Annotated in this window: 13 protein-coding genes; 8 read left to right on the top strand and 5 right to left on the bottom strand. The window is 54.1% G+C overall.

Features of this window, described 5'->3' with window-relative positions; genetic code table 11:
- The first annotated feature begins 90 nt into the window (after positions 1-90).
- From ACM67E_RS07300 to ACM67E_RS07290, 3 genes are all read left to right on the top strand, one after another.
- On the top strand, positions 91-1005 hold the full coding sequence (locus tag ACM67E_RS07300) for an NAD(P)H-hydrate dehydratase (protein ID WP_416190807.1): 915 nt from the start codon (positions 91-93) through the stop codon (positions 1003-1005).
- A 225-nt stretch (positions 1006-1230) separates the two neighbouring features.
- The gene (locus tag ACM67E_RS07295) at positions 1231-2175 is read left to right on the top strand and encodes a bile acid:sodium symporter family protein (RefSeq protein ID WP_416190806.1); all 945 of its coding nucleotides are present in this window, start codon (positions 1231-1233) and stop codon (positions 2173-2175) included.
- 226 nt (positions 2176-2401) lie between these two features.
- Positions 2402-4627 carry a DNA internalization-related competence protein ComEC/Rec2 gene (locus tag ACM67E_RS07290; protein ID WP_416190805.1) on the top strand — a complete coding sequence of 742 codons (2226 nt, stop codon included), beginning with the start codon at positions 2402-2404 and terminating at the stop codon, positions 4625-4627.
- Positions 4628-5105: 478 nt separating this feature from the next.
- Here the strand turns inward: ACM67E_RS07290 and ACM67E_RS07285 are convergent, their stop codons facing one another.
- Both ACM67E_RS07285 and ACM67E_RS07280 read right to left on the bottom strand, forming a co-directional pair.
- A complete protein-coding gene (locus ACM67E_RS07285; RefSeq protein WP_416190804.1) occupies positions 5106-6476 on the bottom strand; it encodes an FAD-binding oxidoreductase in 1371 nt (456 codons plus the stop codon).
- Between the two features lie 203 nt (positions 6477-6679).
- Positions 6680-6988, bottom strand: a complete 309-nt coding sequence (locus tag ACM67E_RS07280; protein ID WP_416190803.1) for a hypothetical protein — start codon at positions 6986-6988, stop codon at positions 6680-6682.
- A 563-nt stretch (positions 6989-7551) separates the two neighbouring features.
- Between ACM67E_RS07280 and ACM67E_RS07275 the strand changes: the two genes are divergently transcribed.
- The 4 genes from ACM67E_RS07275 to ACM67E_RS07260 all read left to right on the top strand — a co-directional run bounded on the left by ACM67E_RS07275 (position 7552) and on the right by ACM67E_RS07260 (position 17638).
- Positions 7552-8031: an FKBP-type peptidyl-prolyl cis-trans isomerase gene (locus tag ACM67E_RS07275; RefSeq protein ID WP_416190802.1), complete on the top strand. Its 480-nt coding sequence runs from the start codon at positions 7552-7554 to the stop codon at positions 8029-8031.
- A 252-nt stretch (positions 8032-8283) separates the two neighbouring features.
- Positions 8284-12600, top strand: a complete 4317-nt coding sequence (gene glgB, locus ACM67E_RS07270; protein WP_416190801.1) for a 1,4-alpha-glucan branching protein GlgB — start codon at positions 8284-8286, stop codon at positions 12598-12600.
- 278 nt (positions 12601-12878) lie between these two features.
- Positions 12879-14882 (top strand): glycogen debranching protein GlgX, encoded by a 2004-nt coding sequence (glgX, locus tag ACM67E_RS07265; RefSeq protein WP_416190800.1) that lies wholly within the window; start codon positions 12879-12881, stop codon positions 14880-14882.
- Between the two features lie 278 nt (positions 14883-15160).
- Positions 15161-17638 (top strand): glycogen/starch/alpha-glucan phosphorylase, encoded by a 2478-nt coding sequence (locus ACM67E_RS07260; RefSeq protein ID WP_416190799.1) that lies wholly within the window; start codon positions 15161-15163, stop codon positions 17636-17638.
- Positions 17639-17883: 245 nt separating this feature from the next.
- Here the strand turns inward: ACM67E_RS07260 and pncB are convergent, their stop codons facing one another.
- The 3 genes from pncB to ACM67E_RS07245 form a co-directional block, all read right to left on the bottom strand.
- Positions 17884-19107: a nicotinate phosphoribosyltransferase gene (gene pncB, locus ACM67E_RS07255; RefSeq protein WP_416190798.1), complete on the bottom strand. Its 1224-nt coding sequence runs from the start codon at positions 19105-19107 to the stop codon at positions 17884-17886.
- An 80-nt stretch (positions 19108-19187) separates the two neighbouring features.
- Positions 19188-20039, bottom strand: a complete 852-nt coding sequence (locus tag ACM67E_RS07250; RefSeq protein ID WP_416192752.1) for a segregation and condensation protein A — start codon at positions 20037-20039, stop codon at positions 19188-19190.
- A gap of 11 nt (positions 20040-20050) precedes the next feature.
- Entirely contained in the window at positions 20051-20845 is a 795-nt protein-coding gene (locus tag ACM67E_RS07245; protein ID WP_416190797.1) for a ThiF family adenylyltransferase, read from the bottom strand.
- Positions 20846-21033: 188 nt separating this feature from the next.
- Between ACM67E_RS07245 and ACM67E_RS07240 the strand changes: the two genes are divergently transcribed.
- A complete protein-coding gene (locus tag ACM67E_RS07240) occupies positions 21034-21498 on the top strand; it encodes a universal stress protein (protein WP_416190796.1) in 465 nt (154 codons plus the stop codon).
- The last annotated feature ends 96 nt before the right edge of the window (positions 21499-21594 follow it).

Genomic DNA, 21594 nt, shown 5'->3' with positions numbered 1-21594 from the left:
TTTCTTATAAGATGGTGGAGGTTGTGTTGCGGCAGAGCCGAACCGTCTGCCATACGCTTTATTTTAACCAAATCCGCCTGCGGTATCATCATGATTTATCCACCTTATCAGATTCTTAACCCCGAACCGGTTTTTCAGACGGCCTCCCGTTTCCCCGATGTGTTCCGTAAACGCCATGCCCAATCGCACAAAGGCACTTACGGCACGCTGGGCATCATCGGCGGCGCGGCAGGGATGAGCGGCGCAGTGGTGCTGGCGGCGACGGCGGCCATGTATCAGGGCTGCGGCAAGGTTTGGGCGGGATTCAACCAAAACGCGCTGCCGTTTGCCGTGATTCCCGAACGCCCCGAAATCATGTTGGCGACGGCGGAAAATTTGTGCCGCCGCGAAGACATCGGCGCATGGGTGGCCGGCTGCGGTTTGGGTTTGCAGGAAGAGGCGCGCAAACTCGTCGCACGGATTTTGCGGCACGCCGCACAGAGGCCTTTGTTATTGGATGCCGACGCGCTGACCCTGCTTGCCCGTTGCGAAGACTGTCGGGAAGCGGCAGCGCAACACGGCAATCTGGTGCTCACGCCGCACCCTGCCGAAGCCGCCCGATTGTTGCAGGTCAATACGGCCGATATTCAGGCAAACCGCGTGCAGTCGGCGCAAGCCGTCAGCCGCAGGTTCAACGCCGTTACCGTATTGAAAGGGCATCAGTCCGTGGTTGCCTCGCCCGACGGCAGCATTTACGTCAACGCCAGCGGCAACGCGGGTCTCGCCACGGCGGGCAGCGGCGATGTGCTGAGCGGCATCATCGGCAGTCTGCTGGCGCAAGGCATCGACACGCAGCAGGCGGTTCAGGCCGGTGTCTGGCTTCACGGTGCGGCGGCAGACATATTGCGCGACAGCCAAATCGGCGAAATCGGTATGCTTGCCGGCGAAATCGCACCGGCGGCGCGCTGGTTGCGCAATCGGATTGCCGAACGGTCAGCCGATACGGTAAAACTGCTGCACGCCTGACGGATTGGGTGCAGGCCGTCTGAAAACCCAAAGGCTGAGTTCGGCTATTGCCTTATATTTTGTCATGATGAAGCAGACTGGCGAACGGAAATCATCCGAAACCGTTTGCCCGAGCCAACCCGAAGGCCGTCTGAAAACGAAAGTTTTCAGACGGCCTGCTGTTTTGCATAATCCTGCGGATAAGGGTATGCTCTCGTTTTTTCGTTTTCACTGTTAACAATCAGCATGGATAAACTGACTCAAATCAGCCGTTTTATCGGCAAAACTTTTGCGCTGTGGGCGGCCTTGTGCGCCGTGATTGCGTTTGTCTTTCCCGAAACCTTCAAATGGGTGCTGCCGCATGTGCCTTTACTGCTCGGCGTGGTGATGTTCGGTATGGGGCTGACGCTCGGCCCGTCGGATTTCAAAATCATCACGCAACACCCGAAAGCCGTGGTCATCGGCGTTATCGCCCAATTCGTCATTATGCCGGCCGCCGCCTATCTGCTCGTCAAGCTGCTGAACTTGCCGCCCGAAATCGCCGTCGGCGTGATTCTGGTCGGCTGCTGCCCGGGCGGAACGTCGTCGAACGTGATGACTTATCTGGCACGCGGCAACGTGGCTTTGTCGGTGGCCGTGACTTCGGTTTCCACGTTGCTGGCACCGGTTTTCACGCCGATGATTTTTATGCTGCTGGCCAACGAAATGCTCGACATCAATGCCACGGCGATGTTCGTTTCGATTTTAAAAATCGTCCTGCTGCCGATTGTATTGGGCGTGATTGCGCACACGCTGTTTAAAACGCAAACCGAAAAAGCCGTCGGCGTGCTGCCGCTGGTTTCGGTCATCGCCATTGCGCTGATTATCGGCGCGGTGGTCGGTGCGAGCAAAGGCAAAATCGTCGAAAGCGGCTTATTGATTTTCGGCGTGGTGGTGTTGCACAACGGCATCGGCTATCTCTTGGGCTTTTTGGCCGCCAAACTGTTCAAGCTGCCCTACGACGCACAAAAAACATTGGCCATCGAAGTCGGGATGCAGAATTCGGGTTTGGGCGCGGCTCTGGCGGCGGCACACTTTGCCGCCGCGCCGCTCGTGGCCGTACCCAGCGCGCTGTTCAGCGTGTGGCACAATATTTCCGGTTCGCTGCTGGCTTCGTATTGGGCGGGCAAGGCGGATAAAGGCGGTCAATAAATCGGGAATTTCCGAGCGATAAGTTTAAAACTGCAAACTCCTGAAATCTTGGAATTTCAGGGGTTTGTGTTTAAGGAACGCCGATAATGGGATTGGTGGCCTGCTTGCGCCGTTTTTGTCGGACATGATTTGCGGATGCCGTCTGAACATTTTCAGACGGCATTTTTATAGGCACAGGCAGATTTCTAATTTATCATAATAAAACTATTACAAGGAAAACTGTTTTATGTTGCGTTACGGGTTGCCGTGTTGGGTATTCGGGGTTTTGGTTTCGTTTGCTCTGCCTGCCGTACCGCCTTTGTGGGCGTGGCTGTCGGCGGCAGGGATTTTGTTGGCGGCGGCTTGGCGGTGGAAGCCGTTGATGGCGGTGTTGTGCGTATTGGCCGGCACGGCTTACGGCGTATGGCGGACGGAATCCGCCTTGGCGCGGCAATGGCCTTTGGCGCAAACGGGCAGCGCGGCTTTAACGGTCGAGGTGGACGATCTGCCGCGCCGCGACGAGCGTCGGGTACAGTTTGCGGCACGGGCTTGGGACAAGGGCGGCAGGGAATACCGGCTGATGCTGTCGGATTACCAATTGCGCGATTGGCCGGTGGGCAGCCGCTGGCGGGTGTCGGCGCGGGTGCGGCCGGCGGTGGGCGAAGTGAATCTGCGCGGGCTGAACCGCGAAGCATGGGCGTTGGCCAACGGTGTGGACGGCATGGGTTCGCTGGGAAAGGGCAGGGTGCCGCTGGAGGGGGCAGGCCGTCTGAATATGACGGTCTGGCGCGAACGCATCAGCCGCAATTGGCAGCAGACAAATCTTTACGGCCATGATTTTTCAGACGGCATCGCTTTGATGTGCGCTTTGGGCATCGGCGAACAGTCGGCCTTGCGCACCGAATTGTGGCAGGCGTTCCGGCCTTTGGGGCTGACGCATCTGGTGAGCATTTCGGGATTGCATGTAACGATGGTGGCGGTGTGGTGCGGTTTTTTGGTGAAACTGCTGCTGCGCACCCTGTCTTTCGTACCGAAGCGGCCGAAGCTGTGGGTGTTGGCCGGCGGCGTGCTGGGTGCCTTGCTGTATGCGGGCTTGGCCGGATTCGGCGTGCCGACGCAGCGCAGCGTATTGATGTTGGCCGCCTTTGCGTATGCGTGGTGGCGCGGCGGCGGCTTGTCGCCGTGGACGGGCTGGTGGCAGGCGTTGGCGGCGGTGTTGCTGTTTGATCCGTCGGCGGCACTGGGTGTGGGCTTGTGGCTGTCGTTCGGTTTGGTGGCGGCGTTAATCGGGTCGTCGGCAGGCCGTCTGAAGGAGCGCGGCTGGCGGCTGGCTTGGCGCGGACAATGGGCGGCGACGCTGCTGTCGGTGGTGTTGCTGGGTTATCTTTTCGCGTCGCTGCCGCTGTTGAGTCCGCTGGTGAATCTGGTGGCGATTCCTTGGTTTTCTTGGGTGCTGACACCGCTGGCGCTGCTCGGTTCCGCCTTGCCGTTCGCACCGCTGCAATGGCCGGCGGCGGCTTTGGGCGAATACACGCTGCGTCTATTGGTGCGGCTGGCGGACTTTTCGCCTGAATTTGCGGTGGCCGCCGCACCGTGGCCGTTGGTTGTTTTGGCGATGGTGGCGGCATGGCTGATTCTGCTGCCGCGCGGTACGGGGCTGAAGGCGTGGGCTTGGCTGGTGTTGGCCGGGTTTGTGTTTTACCGTTTGCAGCCCTTGCCGGAAGGCCGTCTGAAAGTGTGGGTGTGGGACGCGGGGCAGGGGCTGTCGGTGTTGATGCAGACGCGCAATCACAATCTTCTTTTCGATACCGGCACGGCGCAGGCGGCGGGAGCGGGCATTGTGCCGAGTTTGAGTGCCCTAGGTGTGAGGCGGCTGGACAAGCTGGTTTTGTCGCACCACGATACCGATCACGACGGCGGCTATCCGGCGGTCAGCCATTTGAGGCCGTCTGAAATTCTGGCCGGGCAGCCGGAATTTTATCTCCAAGCCGAATTTTGCCGCGAATCGCAATGGGAGTGGGATGGGGTGCAGTTTGAATTGTTGAGGCCGTCTGAAAAATATTCGGAAGACGATAACGAGCAAAGCTGCGTGCTGCGCGCGGTCGCAGGCGGTCAGGCTTTCTTGGTGACGGGAGACATGGGGCAGAAAGGCGAACTGGATTTGGCGGAAAAATACGGGGATGCGCTTTACAGCCAGGTCTTGGTTTTGGGGCATCACGGCAGCAATACCGCCAGCGCAGGTGCGTTTCTGAATGCGGTGTCGCCCGAGTATGCAGTGGCCTCAAGCGGCTATGCCAACAGCTACGGCCACCCGACGGCAGCGGTGCGGAACAAAGTGGCAGCTCACGGAGCAGAGCTGCTGCGCACGGATTTGTCGGGTGCGCTGGTGTTTGAATTGGGCGGTGGCGGAGAAGTGTTTCAAGGCCGTCTGAAACGGGACAAGTTTTATTGGCAGAAAAAGCCGTTTGATTGAACGAGGCCGTCTGAAAATGTTTTCAGACGGCTTTGCACAATCCGTCATTTTCCGGTCGGGAGGAAACGACGGGCAGGGATGTTGGAATTTGCCGGGCTTATATCCGCTTAACAAAAGTACAGTTATCCCTGCTTTGTGTGAATCCTGTTGTGGATAATCAGGGTTGTGTATTGAAATCAAACAAAAAAATCGGATTGTCTAAAAAATGGGCAGGCGGATTTCTATGCAAAAAGCAGCAGGGCCGTCAAGCGTAATACACGTTTTCAGACGGCATTTTATTGCGGATTTCCGACGCGCAGACGGCCTGTATTGAAGGGTAAGGTTGACCGGAAATCCGTGGTTAAAGTGTGTGATGGTGTGCGAATCATGTGGATAAACTGGTTTGTGGACTGTATTTGAACAAGAAAAAAATTATGCTTAAAATTTAAGCAAAGGCCGTCTGAAATATGATTTTCAGACGGCCTTTTAAGCAAAATATTCAGGGCAGCAGCTTGTCCGGATTCATGATGCCGTGCGGATCCAGTTGGGCTTTGACGGCACGCATCAAGGAGATTTCGGATTCGGTGCGCACGCGGGGAAGCCAGTGGTTTTTGATTTCGCCGATGCCGTGTTCGGCGGCGATGGTGCCTTGGTGCTTCAGAATATGTTCGTAAACGATGGTGTTGATGATGTCTTCGTATTCATAGACTTCGTTGCCCATGATGCCGGGCAGGAAGGTGTTGTAGTGCAGGCTGCCGTCGCCCAAGTGCCCGAAGCAGACGATTCGGATGTCGGGAAAACGCGCTTTCAACGCAGCGGCGCATTCGGTAACAAAGCCGGCCACGTTGGAAATCGGGGTGGCAATGTCGTGTTTGATGCTGGTGCCTAAGTTGCGTTGCGAAGCGGAAATGTTTTCGCGCAAAGTCCAAAGTTCCCGGCGCTCCTGCTCCGATTGCGCCAATACGCTGTTTTCATAGCCGTGGGCGTAGAGGTATTCGGCCAACTGTCCGGCCAAACCGGTATCGGGAACGGAGTCGGTCAGCTCCAGCAAAATATGCCAATCGGCGTCGGCAGGCTTGGTTAACCGACTGAATTCGGATGATAAATCTAAGGCAAAACGGCTGATGAGTTCGAAACTGCACAAGCGTTCGGCAAAATGGCCTTGGACTTGGGTAAGCAGCTTCACGGCTGCGTCAATATCCGGCAAGCCGACCCACGCGGTGGCCGTGGTTTGCGGACGGGCGAAAAGTTTCAACGTAGCGGCGGTAATGACGCCGAGCGTGCCTTCGCTGCCGATAAACAGATGGCGCAAGTCGTAGCCGGTGGTGTTTTTATGCAGCGGCTGCAGGTGGGAAACCAGTTCGCCGTTTGGCAGAACGATTTCCAACCCCAAGACCAAATCCCGCATGGATCCGTAGCGCAATACGTTTAGGCCGCCGGCATTGCAGGCGATGTTGCCGCCGATTTGGCAGGAACCTTCGCTGGCCAAACTTAAGGGAAACAAACGCCCGGCTTTGTCTGCGGCTTCTTGGGCATGTTGCAGAATCATACCGGCTTCGACCGTCATGCTGTTGTCGGCTAAATTGATTTCGCGCAGTTTGTTGAGCTTGGAAAGATTGAGCAATACGCCTTGACGGGCAACCGCCGCACCGCACAAGCCGGTATTGCCGCCCTGGGGGGTAACGGTAATGCGGTGTTCATGGCAAAAGCGCAGGATGTTTTGCACTCCGGCTACGGAATTCGGTTGCAGGACGATGTCGGGCGTTGAAGTGAAACGGCGGCGTTGGTCGATGATAAGGGACGGCGTCGGTTCTATAATTTCCGAGGTGTCTAAGAAGGTTTGCAGTGCGGAGGGCAGGTTGGTGTGCATACTGTCTGTGCCGGATGATATGATTTTGTGGTTATGGGATCAGAATTATAACGCAAATCCGGATTAGGCTGAGACAGCCCCTGCGTTTGGACGGCATGTGAATCCGGAGTCTTAGAAAGATTTCAGGCCGTCTGAAAAGAAAAAGCGAATGTAAAAAAAGCAGGATACCGGAAGTATCCTGCTTTTCGCGTATTTCAAAACTATTATTTTGCAGCAGAGGCAGCGGCAGAAGCAGCAGCTTCAGCAGAAGAAGCAGCGGCTTCGGTAGCTACGGCAGCAGCAGAAGCGGCTTCGGTAGCGGCAGCAGAAGCTTCAGAAGCGGCTTCGGCAGTTGCTGTGGTAGCGGCAGAAGCAGCGGCTTCGGCAGCAGAAGCAGCAGCTTCAGCGGCAGAAGCAGCAGCTTCGGTAGCCATAGAAGCGGCAGAAGCAGCAGCTTCTTTAGGAGTTTCGGCGCCACCGCAGGCAGCCAGAGCCAAAGATAACAAAGCAGCAGCAAACAATGAATTTTTCATTTTATGACCTTCTTTAATAAATCGATTTAAAAAATAACCAAAAAAACGACCGCAAGCGGTCTCTACAAGTAGAAATTCATTACTGAATTTTCCTAATTATGCCCTAAGCGCATATTACAATGCAACGGCAGGCAATTAAGAGAACACGTGGAATGAGTTACTTAGTTTGGCGAAGTAACAAAATAGTTCCTGAAAAATTTGAAGAATAAGGCCGGTTTAAATTGATAATTTATGTAAAATTGTTTAATATCAATATATTACCCTTAATTTTTACAGTAACTATACAGGCAATTGTTACATATTGATGAATTTATTTAATTTAGGTTAATTTATAATAAAATCATTTCTGTTTGTTGCGTAAAGGAAACATGAATTTACTTTTTTAAAAAGCAGGGAGAAGTCTGATTGACGACCTGCCGAATGTCGGTGTGATTGAGGTTTACGGTACGGAGGTTTTGCCGTGATTCGGAAAAAACGATAATGACGCGTTTCACTGTGTCTGCCCTGTGTTAAAATGCCTCGCTATAAATCCGTTAACCCTAAATCCAAACAAGGACGACAAAATGGCGATTGCTAAAAATTCTGTGGTATCCCTGCATTACGAAATGTACGATGCCAATAACCAATTACTGGACAAAACCGAAGAGCCTATCGCCTATCTGCACGGCGGTTACGACGGTATTTTCCCTTTGGTCGAAGAGGCTTTGCACGGCAAAGACATCGGCGATACGGTAGAAGTCGCGTTATCGCCCGATGATGCGTTCGGTGAACAGGATCCGGAATTGGTGCGCATCGAAGATGTCGGCGTGTTTCCGGTCGAAGTGGAAGTCGGCATGATGTTTGAAGCCGATGATCCGGAAACCGGCGACGTATTGATTTACCGCGTGACCGATGTGGCCGACGGTAAAGCCGTGGTTGACGGCAATCATCCTTTGGCCGGTATGAAAGTATTGTTCAAAGCGACTGTCGACGGTATCCGCGAGGCTTCTGCGGAGGAAATCGAACACGGTCATGTGCACGGCGCGCACGGCCATCACCACTAAGCCGGAGAAAACAGCAAAGGCCGTCTGAAAAGTTTTGACCTGGTTGTCAAACGTTTCAGACGGCCTTTGGCATGTCTTATGCGGAAAAACGACAATTTCTTGAAAATTATGCAAAATCTTGGCTTGAATCAAATCAGGTTCATAAAAGTCGGTTCTGCCGGCAGGCTACGTCCAATTACATTTTTTCGCCTGCCGAATCTATATTAAGATAAGTGTCTTCCTTATTATTAACGGCAACGGTAGATTTGAGCGATGGATTCATTAGAAACGCAAGCGGCTGAAAAAGGCATTGCTTCAGGTTTTTACGATATTGACGGTGTTTACCGCCAAACCGCTCCCGAAGTGTTGCAGTCGATTTTTAGGTCTTTGCAGGACGGTCATGTTTCAGACGGCCTTTTTGCCGATACTTTAGTGGTGCGCGAACATACGGCGCAAAGCATCGTTTTGCCGTCTGAACTGATGGCGGCAGAACACTGCCGCTTGGAGAATGAAGCGGGCGAATGCTCGGTTTTGGCGGTCGGGGGAGCAGACAACGGCGTGTCGGTGAGGCTGCCCGAATTGCCGGCAGGCTATTATGTACTTTCGGCACATACGGGCACGTCGGTTCGGCAAGTGCGCCTGATTGTTGCGCCGAAAACGGTTTACCGGCCGCAAGCACTTTCAGACGGCCTGCGGATGAACGGCCTGACCCTGCATCTTTACAGCCTTCGTTCGGATCGCAACTGGGGTGTCGGTGACTTTACCGATTTGGCCGGTTTGATGGCGTTTGCCGCTGAAAAGAAACTGGATTTTGTCGGCATCAACCCGCTTCATGCACTGTTTACCGCCCGCCCTTCGTTTGCCAGCCCGTACAGCCCGTCGTCGCGCGAATGGCTGAATCCGATTTATTTGGACGTGGAGAGGGTCGGTGCGTTCCGTTATGGAAAAAAAGCCGGGGAGTGGCTGAGCCGGGACAATGTCCGCCAGCGTATCGAGGCTTTGCGTGCAACCGACAACGTGGCCTATACCGCGGTTTGGGCGTTCAAACGCGATGCGCTGCAACTGGCGTTTGACGCATTTGAAAAAGAAAAATGTGAAGAAGCACAGAGCGAGCGCGAAGCGTTTGCGGCATTCGTAGCGGAAAAGGGCGGAGCCTTGCGCGGTTTCGGCCTTTTCGAGGCCTTGGACCAATATTACGGGCAGCCTGAAGAAATCGGTTGGACAGCGTGGCCGTCTGAATATCAAAACCCGCAAAGCGAAGCGGTGCGGGATTTTGCCGAAAGCCATGAGCGCGAAATCCGTTTTTATATGTGGCTGCAATGGCTGTGTGTGCAGCAGTTGGTCGAAGTGAACGCCGCGGCGGCGCAGCACGGGGTAGAACTCGGGATTTACGGCGATTTGGCGGTCGGTGTGGCGCGCGGCAGTTCGGATACTTGGCTCAACCGCTGCGATTACTGCATGGACATGTCGGTCGGCGCGCCGCCCGATCCGCTGGGACCAAGCGGTCAGAACTGGAATCTGCCGCCGCTCAATCCGCAGGTTTTGAAGCGCAGCGGCTATGAAAAATTCGCCCGCCTGTTACGCGAAAACATGCGCTTGTATGGTGTGTTGCGCATCGATCATGTGATGGCCCTGTGCCGCCTGTGGTGGGTGGTGGGCAGTCAAACCGCCGATCACGGCGCGTATGTGCATTATGATGCCGAAGTGATGTTTGCCATTTTGGCGTTGGAAAGCCAACGCAACCGCTGCGTGGTCATCGGCGAGGATTTGGGGACGGTTCCCGACCAGGCACGGGAGCTGCTTTACCGCTATCAGGTTTATTCTTATAAAGTGGTGTATTTCAGTAAAAATCGGCAAGGCTTTGAATTTCCTCAGGATTACCCGCCGCAGGCTTTGGCGGTGGTCAGCACGCACGATGTCGCGCCGCTGGCGGCCTATTGGACGGGTAAGGATTTGGAAACCATGCGCCGTTTGGGTACGCTTGCCGGCGGCGAAGCGTTTCAGACGGCATTGCAGCAGCGTGAACGCGACAAAGCCGATTTGTTGTCCAAACTGAAAGCAACGCATTGCCTTCCCGAGGATTCGGATATGCCGTCTGAAATGACGGAAACCTTGATGGGTGCGGTACACCGTTATGCAGCCATGACCCAGTGCAGACTGTTTGCCGTGCAACTGGAAAACCTGCTGGGCATGACCGATAATCTGAATGTGCCGGGCGTGGCCGACGGCTACCCGAATTGGGCGCGCAAAATGCCGGTTTTGCTGGAAGATTTCCCCAACCACCGCGTAATGAGCGGACAACTTGCCATGATTGACGAGGTACGCATGAATAAAAACAGCCAACCTAAAGCTTATCATCCGTTGGATTCGGTCGAACGCGACACAATCGACAGCCTGTTTCTTGCCACGCATAACGATTTGTTCGCCTATCTGGGTCGGCACCGTTTGCCGGAGGGCGGCGAAGTCGTGCGCACGCTGATTCCCGATGCGTTCGGCGTGGACATCGTCAACCGTCATGACGGCACGCTCATCAGGCCGTCTGAAAAAATAGACGGACGCGGATTTTTCGTCGCGGTCTTGCCGGAAAACGCCCCCGATTATGCCTTGAGCGTGAAATACAGCGAAGCGGGCGAAGCGGTGCGCGAGGAAGACGTTTACCGTTTCGGTTCGGCTTTGCAGGATATGGATTCGTGGCTGCTGGCCGAGGGCAAACATTTGAGGCCGTATGAAACGTTGGGCGCGCATTTTGCCGAAGTGGACGGTGTGAAAGGCGTGAGTTTTGCGGTGTGGGCGCCGAATGCGCAGCGCGTTTCCGTCATCGGCGAATTCAACTGCTGGGACGGCCGCCGCCATGTGATGCGTTTCCACCGCGACAACGGCATTTGGGATATTTTCATTCCGGGCGTGAAGCTGAACGATTTGTACCGCTTCGAAATCCGCGACGTGCACGGCAATGTGCGTCAGAAAACCGACCCTTACGCTTTCGGTGCGGAATTGCGCCCGGGCACGGCTTCGGTGGTGCGCGGTTTGCCCGACAAGGTGGCCGAACCCGAATTCCGCGCCCGTGCCAACGCCATTGACGCGCCCATCAGCATTTACGAAGTGCATTTGGGTTCGTGGCGGCGCAATCCCGAAAACAACTTCTGGCTGACCTACGAGCAGTTGGCCACCGAACTGGTTTCCTATGTTAAAGACATGGGCTTCACCCACATCGAACTGCTGCCGATTTCGGAATACCCGTTTGACGGCTCGTGGGGCTATCAGGCGACGGGGCTTTACGCACCGACCAGCCGTTTCGGTTCGCCCGACGAATTGCGCGCCCTGATTAAAGCTGCGCACGATGCGGGTATCTGCGTGATTCTTGACTGGGTGGTCGGACATTTCCCCGTTGACGACCACGGCCTGAACAAATTCGACGGCACGGCGTTGTACGAACACGAAGATCCGCGCGAAGGCTACCATCAGGATTGGAACACGCTGATTTACAACTTCGGCCGCCACGAAGTGAAAAACTTTTTGCAGGGCAATGCCTTGTATTGGATTGAGCGGTTCGGTTTCGACGGCTTGCGCGTCGATGCGATTGCGTCGATGATTAACCGCAATTATTCGCGCAAAGACGGCGAGTGGATTCCCAACCAATACGGCGGCCATGAAAATCTGGAGGCCATCGCCTTTTTGCGCGACACCAATACCATGCTGAAAGCCGAAGTGCCGAACGCGGCCGAAATCGCCGAGGATTCGACTTCGTTCCCCAACGTAACGCGTCAGGAAGGTCTCAATTTCAGCTATAAATGGAACATGGGCTGGATGAACGATACCTTGCGCTACATGAAGGAAGACCCGGTAAACCGCAAATACCACCACGATAAAATCACCTTCGCCATGATGTACCAATACACCGAAAACTTCGTCCTGCCGCTGTCGCACGACGAGGTGGTGCACGGCAAATATTCGCTGCTGGGGCGTATGCCGGGCGACTGCTGGCAGCAGTTTGCCAACCTGCGCGCGTATTACGGCTTTATGTACGGTTTCCCCGGCAAGAAATTGCTGTTTATGGGCAACGAATTCGCACAGGGCCGCGAGTGGAATTACAACGAAGGTTTGGACTGGTATCTGCTGGACGAGCCGGGCGGCTGGCACAAAGGCATGCAGGATTATGTGCGCGATTTGAACCATATTTACCGCGACAACGCGCCGCTGTACCAGCTTGACCAATGGCCGGAAGGCTTTGAATGGCTGGTAACGGACGACGGCAACAATTCGGTCTTCGTATTCGAACGCCGCGACCGCGAGGGCAACCGCGTGATTGTCATCAGCAACTTCACGCCGGTTGTGCGCGAACACTACCGATTCGGTGTCAACGAAGCCGGCGTGTACCGCGAAATCATGAATTCCGACCAAACCCGGTACAAAGGCAGCGGCGTGAGTGCGGGGGCGGAAGTAGCGAGCGAGGAAACCGGTTCGCACGGTAAAGCGCATTCGCTGTCGCTGACAATTCCGCCGCTGGCAACGGTTTATCTGTATAAAGCGGCGGAAAAAGCGGAAGTTTCGGAAGAGCAGGCCGCTACGGAAGAAGCTGCGGAAGAATAGGCTTTTCTTGAGAACCGCTGTTTCAGAGGCCGTCTGAAACAGCGGTTCGGATAAGATTGGATAAGCTTTTTCAGACGGCCTTTTGCGGGAAACGGGGAAACCGTAAAATCCGGCCATATACCTTTGTCCTTTGGTTGCGCCGGCAGATAGGGCAGTCTCCCGAAAATTGTTCTCTGATAAAACAGGCCGTCTGAAAATTCATCTGCCGTACACAATCCGGCTTGATAAGTATTGTTTCAGACGGCCTTTAAAAATAAATAAACCGAAAACGAAAAACAATGAACCATACACACAACACAAAATGGCAAATCCGCCCCGGCCGACCGTATCCTTTGGGTGCGTCGCCACAGGAAGGCGGGGTGAATTTTGCCGTATTTTCCTTTAATGCCGATGCGGTCGAATTGTGTCTGTTTGACGGTGAAACCGAAACACGTTTGAAACTGCCTTCCCGGTTCGGTACGGTGTTTTGCGGTTTCGTGCCCGATGCAAAAGTAGGACAACGCTACGGTTTCCGCGCCTACGGGGAAGGCGGGGGCGGGTATTGCGCGTTTTTCAATCCGCAAAAGCTGCTGGTTGATCCGTATTCCAAACAGATTGACGGCATACCGCATTACCGCAGCGAAGAAGAAATGGCATGGTTCCATCATTCAGACGGCCGCGACAATGCCGCCGTCGCGCCGAAAAGTGTAGTGGTGCCGCCGTCTGATTTCGATTGGGAAGACGACCGCCGTCCGGATACACCTTGGGGTGAAACGGTAATTTACGAAGCGCATGTCAAAGGTCTGACCAAACAGTTCCCCGATTTGGAACATGCCGGTACTTATCGGGCACTGGCGGATGCGCGTGTGATTGCGTATTTGCAGCGGCTGGGGATTACCGCAGTCGAATTGTTGCCGGTACATCAGCATTTGGACGAATATCATCTTCAGAAAACGGGTTTGTCGAATTATTGGGGCTACAACACTTATTCCCATTTTGCCGTCGAACCGGGCTATGCGGCCAATCCGCATGAGGCGGCGAACGAATTGAAGCAGGCGGTCAAAGCCCTGCACAAGGCCGGTATCGAAGTCATTCTCGATGTGGTGTACAACCACACCGCCGAGCAGGATATCAAAGGGCCGACATTGTGTCAGCGCGGGCTGGATAATTCCTTGTGGTATTGGCAGAATGCGCAGTTCGAATATGAAAACTGGTCGGGTTGCGGCAATACGCTGAAGGTGGCCAACCGCGACATCAGCCGCTGGGTGATGGACAGTTTGCGTTATTGGGCGGAAGAATTCCACATTGACGGTTTCCGTTTTGATTTGGGTACGGTTTTAGGCCGCGAGCCGGGTTTCAAAACGTATGGTTCTTTCTTTAATATGCTGTTTCAGGATCCGGTTTTGGCCGGCTGCAAAATGATTGCCGAAGCGTGGGACATCGGTGCGGACGGTTATCAGGTCGGTAAATTCCCGCAGCCGTTTGCCGAATGGAACGGTTTGTTCCGCGACGATATGCGCGCGTTTTGGAATTGGGAGAGCGGCAATTTGGGCGTGTTTGCCGAGCGTTTGTCGGGATCTGCCGATGTGTTCGGCCACAGTGGACGCCTGCCGTCGGCCGGTGTGAATTTCATCACCGCGCACGACGGCTTCACCTTGCAGGATTTGGTCAGCTACAACGAAAAGCATAATGATGCCAACGGCGAACAAAACCGCGACGGCCACAATGAAAATTTCAGCTACAACCACGGTATCGAAGGCGCAACCGACGATGCCGTTGTGCTTGAGTCGCGCGAATACACCGCCAAAGCGTTATTGGCTTCGCTGTTTTTATCCGCAGGCACGCCGATGCTGCTGGCCGGAGACGAGTTCGGCAACAGCCAGCAGGGCAACAACAACGGCTACTGCCAAGACAATGAAACCACATGGCTGGACTGGCCGTCTGAAAAACACGTTTTGCAGGATTACGTACGGGAATTGGTTCATGTCCGCAAACAAATCAGATTGCTGGCGTCGGATTCATGGTGGGGGAAAGACCGAGCGGTATGGCTGAATTCAGACGGCCTGGAAATGGCGGAATCCGACTGGCACAACCACAGCGCAAAAGCCATGCAGGTTTTATTGGATGATGAATGGCTGTTATTGGTTAACGGCAAACGTAGTGCACAATTGTTTAACCTGCCTCAAGGACGTTGGAAAGTTTCTTGCGTACCATCAGGGAAATTTAATTACGCACACGGCGAGGGGCAATGCGAAGTGTTGCACATGGGTGTCTGGGTTTTACGCAAAGAGAATAAAGCTTAGATTTTAATAGAGTTTTAAAAGAACGTAATGTAAAATCAAAGCACTTCGGCGTATTCCGGTTGCCGGCTGCCAAAGAAAAACCTGAGGCCGTCTGAAAAAGTAAAACGATAGAAACATACATTTTTCCGGCCGTATCCAACCGATATGTAGTTTTATACCGAATCAGGATTTTTAACATGACCGCCGCCGCGGTACAGATTTTCCATTTTGCCGTCTGCTTTTTTCAGACGGCATGATTTCATCACTGTGTCGAAAACACACGAAAAAGAAAGGCTATCATGGCTCAGAAACTTCCTATCTCAGGCTACGATTATGTTATGCCGAAACCGGATGCCGAAACCATCCGCAAATCCATTGTTTACAAATTGATTTTTATCTTGGGCGTTGACCCGAAAGATGCCGACGAGCACCAATGGCTGAATGCCGCCATGCTTGCCGCGCGTGACCTGATTGCCGAGGATTTCCTCAAAACCCGCCGCGCCCATATCGAAAACAGCAAACGCATGGTTTACTATCTTTCGATGGAGTTTTTGTTGGGTCGCTCGTTTGTCAATGCCCTGATTAACGAAGGCGTGTATGCCGAATTTGAAGAAGCGTTCAGACAATTGGGCAAAGAATTCGCCGATGTCTGCGAGCAGGAGCAAGACCCGGGCCTGGGTAACGGCGGCTTGGGCCGTTTGGCCGCGTGTTTCCTGGATTCTCTGGCGACTTTGCGCATTCCGGCCATGGGCTACGGCATCCGTTACCAATACGGTATGTTTAAGCAGGAAATCGTTGACGGCCAGCAGGTTGAAAAACCGGATTTGTGGCTGGATCAGGATTTGGCATGGCAGTTTGCCCGCCCGAACAAGCAATACGCGGTACGCTTCGGCGGCCAGTTGCTGAACATGGGCAGCAAAAAAGAATGGCATCCGAGCGAGGAGATTTCTGCGTGGGCTTACGATGAAATCATTCCGGGCTACGGCGGCGACGTAGCCAATCCACTGCGCCTGTGGACGGCTCATGCCGGCAACCTGTTCGATTTGGCCGACTTTAACCGCGGCGACTATGCTTCTGCCGTGCGCGCGCAAAACAGCGACGAAAACATTTCGCGCGTGCTGTATCCGAACGACTCGACCGAAAGCGGCCGCGAACTGCGCCTGAAGCAGGAATATTTCCTGGTTTCCGCTTCTGTCCAAGACATCATCGCGCGCCACAAATGCCGTTTCCCGAACATCCGCACGCTGGCCGACGAAGTGGCGATTCACTTGAACGACACCCATCCGGTCTTGGCGATTCCCGAACTGATGCGCATCCTGATCGACGAAGAAGGCCTGGCATGGACGGAAGCATGGAATATCTGCTGCAAAGTGTTCTCATACACCAACCACACCCTGATGAGCGAAGCTTTGGAAACATGGTCGGTCGAATTGATGGGCCGTCTGCTGCCGCGCCATCTGGACATCATTTTCGAAATCAATGCCTATTTCCTGAATGCCTTGCGCGCCATCGGCAATTTTGACGACGAATTCTTAAGCCGCGTGTCGATTATCGACGAATCGCACGGCCGCCGGGTGCGCATGGGCTGGCTGGCCGTGATCGGTTCGCACAAAGTCAACGGCGTGGCCAAAATCCACTCGGATTTGATGGTCAACACCATTTTTGCCGACTTCGCCAAAATCTTCCCGGAACGCTTCACCAACGTGACCAACGGCGTAACCCCGCGCCGCTGGATCAACATCGCCAACCCTGCCTTGACCGCATTCTTGGACAAGCATTTGGGCGAGCAGGACTGGCGTCTGCATTTGGACAATTTGGTCAAACTGAACGACAAAGCGGATGATACCGACGTTCAGGCCGAGTTTGCCGAAGTGAAGCATGCCGCCAAAGTACGTTTGGCGAAATACATCGAAACCGAATTGGGCATCAAAGTCAATCCCGATGCGCTGTTCGACATTCAAATCAAACGCATCCACGAGTACAAACGCCAAGCGTTGAATGTGATGCACATCGTCGACCGCTATAACAAAATTTTGGAAAACCCCGATGCCGATTGGCAGCCGCGCGTATTCATTTTCGCCGGTAAAGCCGCTTCCGCCTACTATATGGCGAAGAAAATCATCCGCCTGATTAACGATGTGGCCAAAGTCATCAACAACGACAGCCGTATCCGCGATTTGATTAAAGTGGTCTTCATCCCGAACTACAGCGTGAGCCTGGCGCAAATCATCATTCCCGCCGCCGACCTGCACGAACAGATTTCATTGGCGGGTACGGAAGCATCGGGTACCAGCAACATGAAGTTTGCGTTGAACGGCGCGGTCTGCATGGGTACGCTGGACGGCGCCAATGTAGAGATTTTGGATAAAGTCGGCGAAGAACACTGCTACATCTTCGGCAATACCGTCGAGCAGGTGGAGGAAATCCGCCGCAACGGCTACGATCCGCTGAGCTACATCGAGCAGGACAACGATCTGCGCCGCGTGGTCAACCAAATCAGCCACGGCACGTTCTCGCCGGAAGAACCGTCGCGCTACAGCGACGTGTTGCAGGTAAGCGGCGACCATTACCAGCTGATGGCCGATTTCCGCAGCTATGTCGATACGCAGGCCAAAGCCGATGCGCATTTCAAAGACAAAGCCGCTTGGAACCGTTCGGCACTGGTGAACATCGCCAATATGGGCTTCTTCTCGTCCGACCGCTCGATTGCCGATTACTGCCGCGATATTTGGTACATCAAACCGTTGACCGAAGCAGAACTTCCGCGTCGTGATTGATGTGATATAGAAGCCGGAAAGGCCGTCTGAAAATTTTCAGACGGCTTTTTTGTAAATGGAATGTCTGTGCCCAAGTATTTTGCCGGAACCGTTTGGTCGTCTGCTATTCGGTACATCAAAACGTTGACCGAATCGGATTATCATGCTGCTCCTGATATACGGAATGACGGCGGTGGTACTTTTTCTTTTTTGCAAAGTTCAGAGGCCGTCTAAAAATCTTTTTCAGACGGCCTTTATGATGCGGCTTATTTATTGTCCGCTTCCGGTTCTGGGACTTCAAACACTTGGCGCAAATAAGCAAGGAAGGTGTCGTTGGTGGTCATGGTTTTGCCCGGGGAGTCGGACAGCTTGGCAACCGATTGGCCGTTGCATTCGACCAGTTTCAACACGATATTGAGCGGCGTGTGTCCCATGTCGTTGGTAAGGTTGGTGCCGATGCCGAAGCTGGTTTTGAAACGGTCTTTGAAATACTGGTGCAAGGCCCATGATTTTTCGATGTCGAGGCCGTCTGAAAACGTCAGCATTTTGGTGTGGCTGTCGATTTTGAGCTTTTTGTAATGCGCGTAGGCTTTGTCGCCCCACACATACGGATCGCCGCTGTCGTGGCGCAGGCCGTCGAAAAGTTTGGCGAAGTAGAGGTCGAAATCGCGCAGGAAAGCGTCCATGCCGACCACGTCGGTCAGCGCGATGCCCAAGTCGCCGCGGTATTCGTGTACCCATGCTTCGAGGGCGGCTTTTTGCGAGTTGCGCAGGCGGAAGTCCAATGCCTGGAACGCTTGCATGAATTCGTGCGCCATCGTGCCGATGGGGGTGATGTTGAGTTTTTTGGCCAGGTAAACGTTGCTGGTGCCGCGCACGATGTGCGGAACGGCGTTGTTGAGCGTGCGGACGACGTGTTCCTGCCACGCAAGATTGTAGCGGCGACGCGTGCCGAAATCGGAAATCAGGAACGGCGGGTCAGACGGGTCTTGCTCGGCGGAGATTTTTTTCAGCAATTCGACTTTGGTTTGCAGGCGGCGTTCGCCTTCGGCCAAGACTTCGGGCGTTTCCAGGCGGCGGAAGAAGAGTTCGTTGACGATAGCGAGAATGAAGATTTCAAAAAACATCGCCTGAATCATCGGTCCTTCGATGCGGATGTTCAGACGGCCTTGTTCGTCGGCGCTGACTTTGACGAAACGGCGTTTGAGTTGGAACAGCTCGAGATAATCGACGAAATCGCTTTTGATAAAGCGCAGATTGCGCAAATAAGCCAATTCGTCTTCGGTAAAACGCAGTTGGCACAAGGCTTCCAATTCGCGTTCAAGCTCTTCGCGAATGTCGGCCAGCGGATAGACCATTTCTTTGTTGCGGCAGCGGAATTCGTAGAGGCTGTGGGTTTGAGGGAATTGGTGCAACACCACCTGCAGCATGGTGAATTTGTATAAATCGGTATCCAGCAGCGATTGGATAATGGGGGCGTGTGAAGTCATAAAGATGTTCTCATTGACCGGACTGATGAAGTATTAAAACACGTTTGGCCGCAAAAATGACCGAAAATTTACAATTTTTTTTATGGATTGTCCGCTTCAAGGCCGTCTGAAAATGTTTCTTGCGGCTCCGTTTGCTCGGTTGCATCGTGTTTCAGATGGATTTCGATTTCGCCGAAACCGCTTTCCTGAACAATCCGCACCAAGCCTTCTTTGGCCAATTCCAAAAGCGCGATGAAGTTGACCACCACATAGGCCGCACCCTGTTCGGGCTTGAAAAGGGCGGAGAAACGGCTGAAACCGTGTTCGTTCAGACGGCGTAAAATCGATGTCATCTGCGCGCGCACGGAAATCGCTTCGCGCACCACTTCATGACTGCGCGTATGTTTCGCGCGCGACAAAATGCCCAGCCAGGCCTGGGTCAGGTCGGCCACGGCGACATCGGGCAGCTTGGCTTCGGCGGCGATTTCCAAAGGCAGGTATGCCCATGCGAAATCACGGCCGGCACGGGGCAGCGCGTCCAAGCCCTGTGCCGCGAGTTTCATTTGTTCGTAGGCCAGCAGGCGGCGCACCAGTTCGGCGCGCGGGTCGGCTTCTTCGTCTTCGATTTCTTCGGGGCGCGGCAGCAGTAGGCGCGATTTGATTTCAATCAGCATGGCCGCCATCAGCAAATATTCCGCCGCCAAATCAAACTGATAGGCTTCCATTTGCGCGATGTAGTGCAGATATTGCTCGGTGATTTTCATCATCGGAATATCCAATACATCGATATTCTGCTTGCGGATTAAATACAGCAGCAAATCCAGCGGCCCCTGAAAGCTCGACAACACCACTTTCAGCGCATCGGGTGGAATGAACAGGTCTTGCGGAATGTCAGTGACGGGTTGGCCGAACACATAAGCCACCGCACTCGCATTTTCAGACGGCCTCAACATTTCAGCGGTATTCATTTGTCACCTGCGATATGGTCGATGGCCGCCTGCGCGCAATATAAACCGAAACTGGCCGTAACCAGCATACTCGCGCCGTAGCCCGCGCACGACAAACCCTGCGGGGCATTAAGGCCGTCTGAAATGCCATCGGCGGAACACGCTTCGGCGGTTTGCGGCGGGGTAACGTTTTCGGTGGAAAACACGCACGGCACGCGCATTTTGTCTTTTACATCACGGCTGAAGCCGTAGCGTTTGCGCAAGGTGTAACGCAGGTTGGCCAGCAGCGGATCGTGGGTAACGCGGCTCAAATCGGCCGTCTGAATCAGCGCGGGATTTTTCTGGCCGCCCGCGCCGCCGCTTAGGATAAACGGCTGTTTGTGTTGCACAAAATAAGCCGCCATCGCCGCTTTCACGCGCACTTGGTCGATGGCGTCGATGACAAAATCAAAAGGCCGTCTGAAAAGTTCGGGCAGGTTTTCTTCTGTCACGAAATCTTCGATTTCGACCACTTCGCAGGCCGGATTGATTTGCAGGATGCGCTCGTGCAGCGCGGTCACTTTGGCCTTGCCGAAATCATCGGTAAGCGCGTGGAGCTGGCGGTTGACATTCGATTCAGCGACATTGTCCAAATCAATCAGGGTTAAATGCCCGATACCGCTGCGCGCCAACGCTTCCACCGCCCACGAACCGACGCCGCCCACGCCGACCACGCACACATGTGCCTGATTAAAGCGTTGCAAAGCCTCGTCGCCGTACAATCGGGCAATGCCGCCGAAACGGCGTGACGGCAGGGAATCAATCTCGGACATAGTCAACCTTGTGATAAATCAAAAAATGAATGAAAAGATAGCGGGGCGGCGTAAAAATTAATCGCAAAAAGCCGAAGGCGTATTATACTTCAAGCGTCAAGGCTGTTGTATAAAGCCGAAGGAACAGTCTATAATCCCATCACTTGAACAATATCGTGCCGCAAAAAGGCCTTCATAAGGAGATGACAATGTATAAGCATTTGGTGGTTGCCGTCGACGGCAGTGAAACCTCTTTAAACGCGTTGAAGCATGCCGCTGATTTGGCCGGTGCCAACGAAGCGCGCCTGACTTTGGTGCACGTTGCCAATCCTGCCGAATACATGGCTTTGGCTCCCGAATTTCTGCAGCACGAAAGCTACGAAGCCGCAGCCGTGGCGCAGGGCAACGAAGTGTTGGAGTTCGCCGAAAAATCGGCGCGCGAAGACGGCGTAACCAATATCGTGAAACACCTGCTGGTGGCCAACAAAGGCGCGCGCGAAATGGCGCAGGAGCTGGTGGATTACGCCGATGCCAACGGTGCGGATCTGCTGGTTTTGGGTACGCACGGCCGTACCGGCCTGATGCATTTGCTGATGGGCAGCTTTGCCGAAACGGTGATGCGCCAAAGCCATCTGCCGCTGCTGGTCATCCGCAGCAAAGGCGAGGATGAATAAGCTTTTCCGGTTAAGGCATACAGGCCGTCTGAATGTTTCAGACGGCCTTTTGATTGCGGTATATGCCGTCTGAAAATTACTCAATTCTGTATCCGA

Source organism: Neisseria sp. CCUG12390, from assembly GCF_047837985.1.
Lineage (GTDB): Bacteria > Pseudomonadota > Gammaproteobacteria > Burkholderiales > Neisseriaceae > Neisseria.
This window is presented reverse-complemented; position numbering and strand designations above follow the sequence as displayed.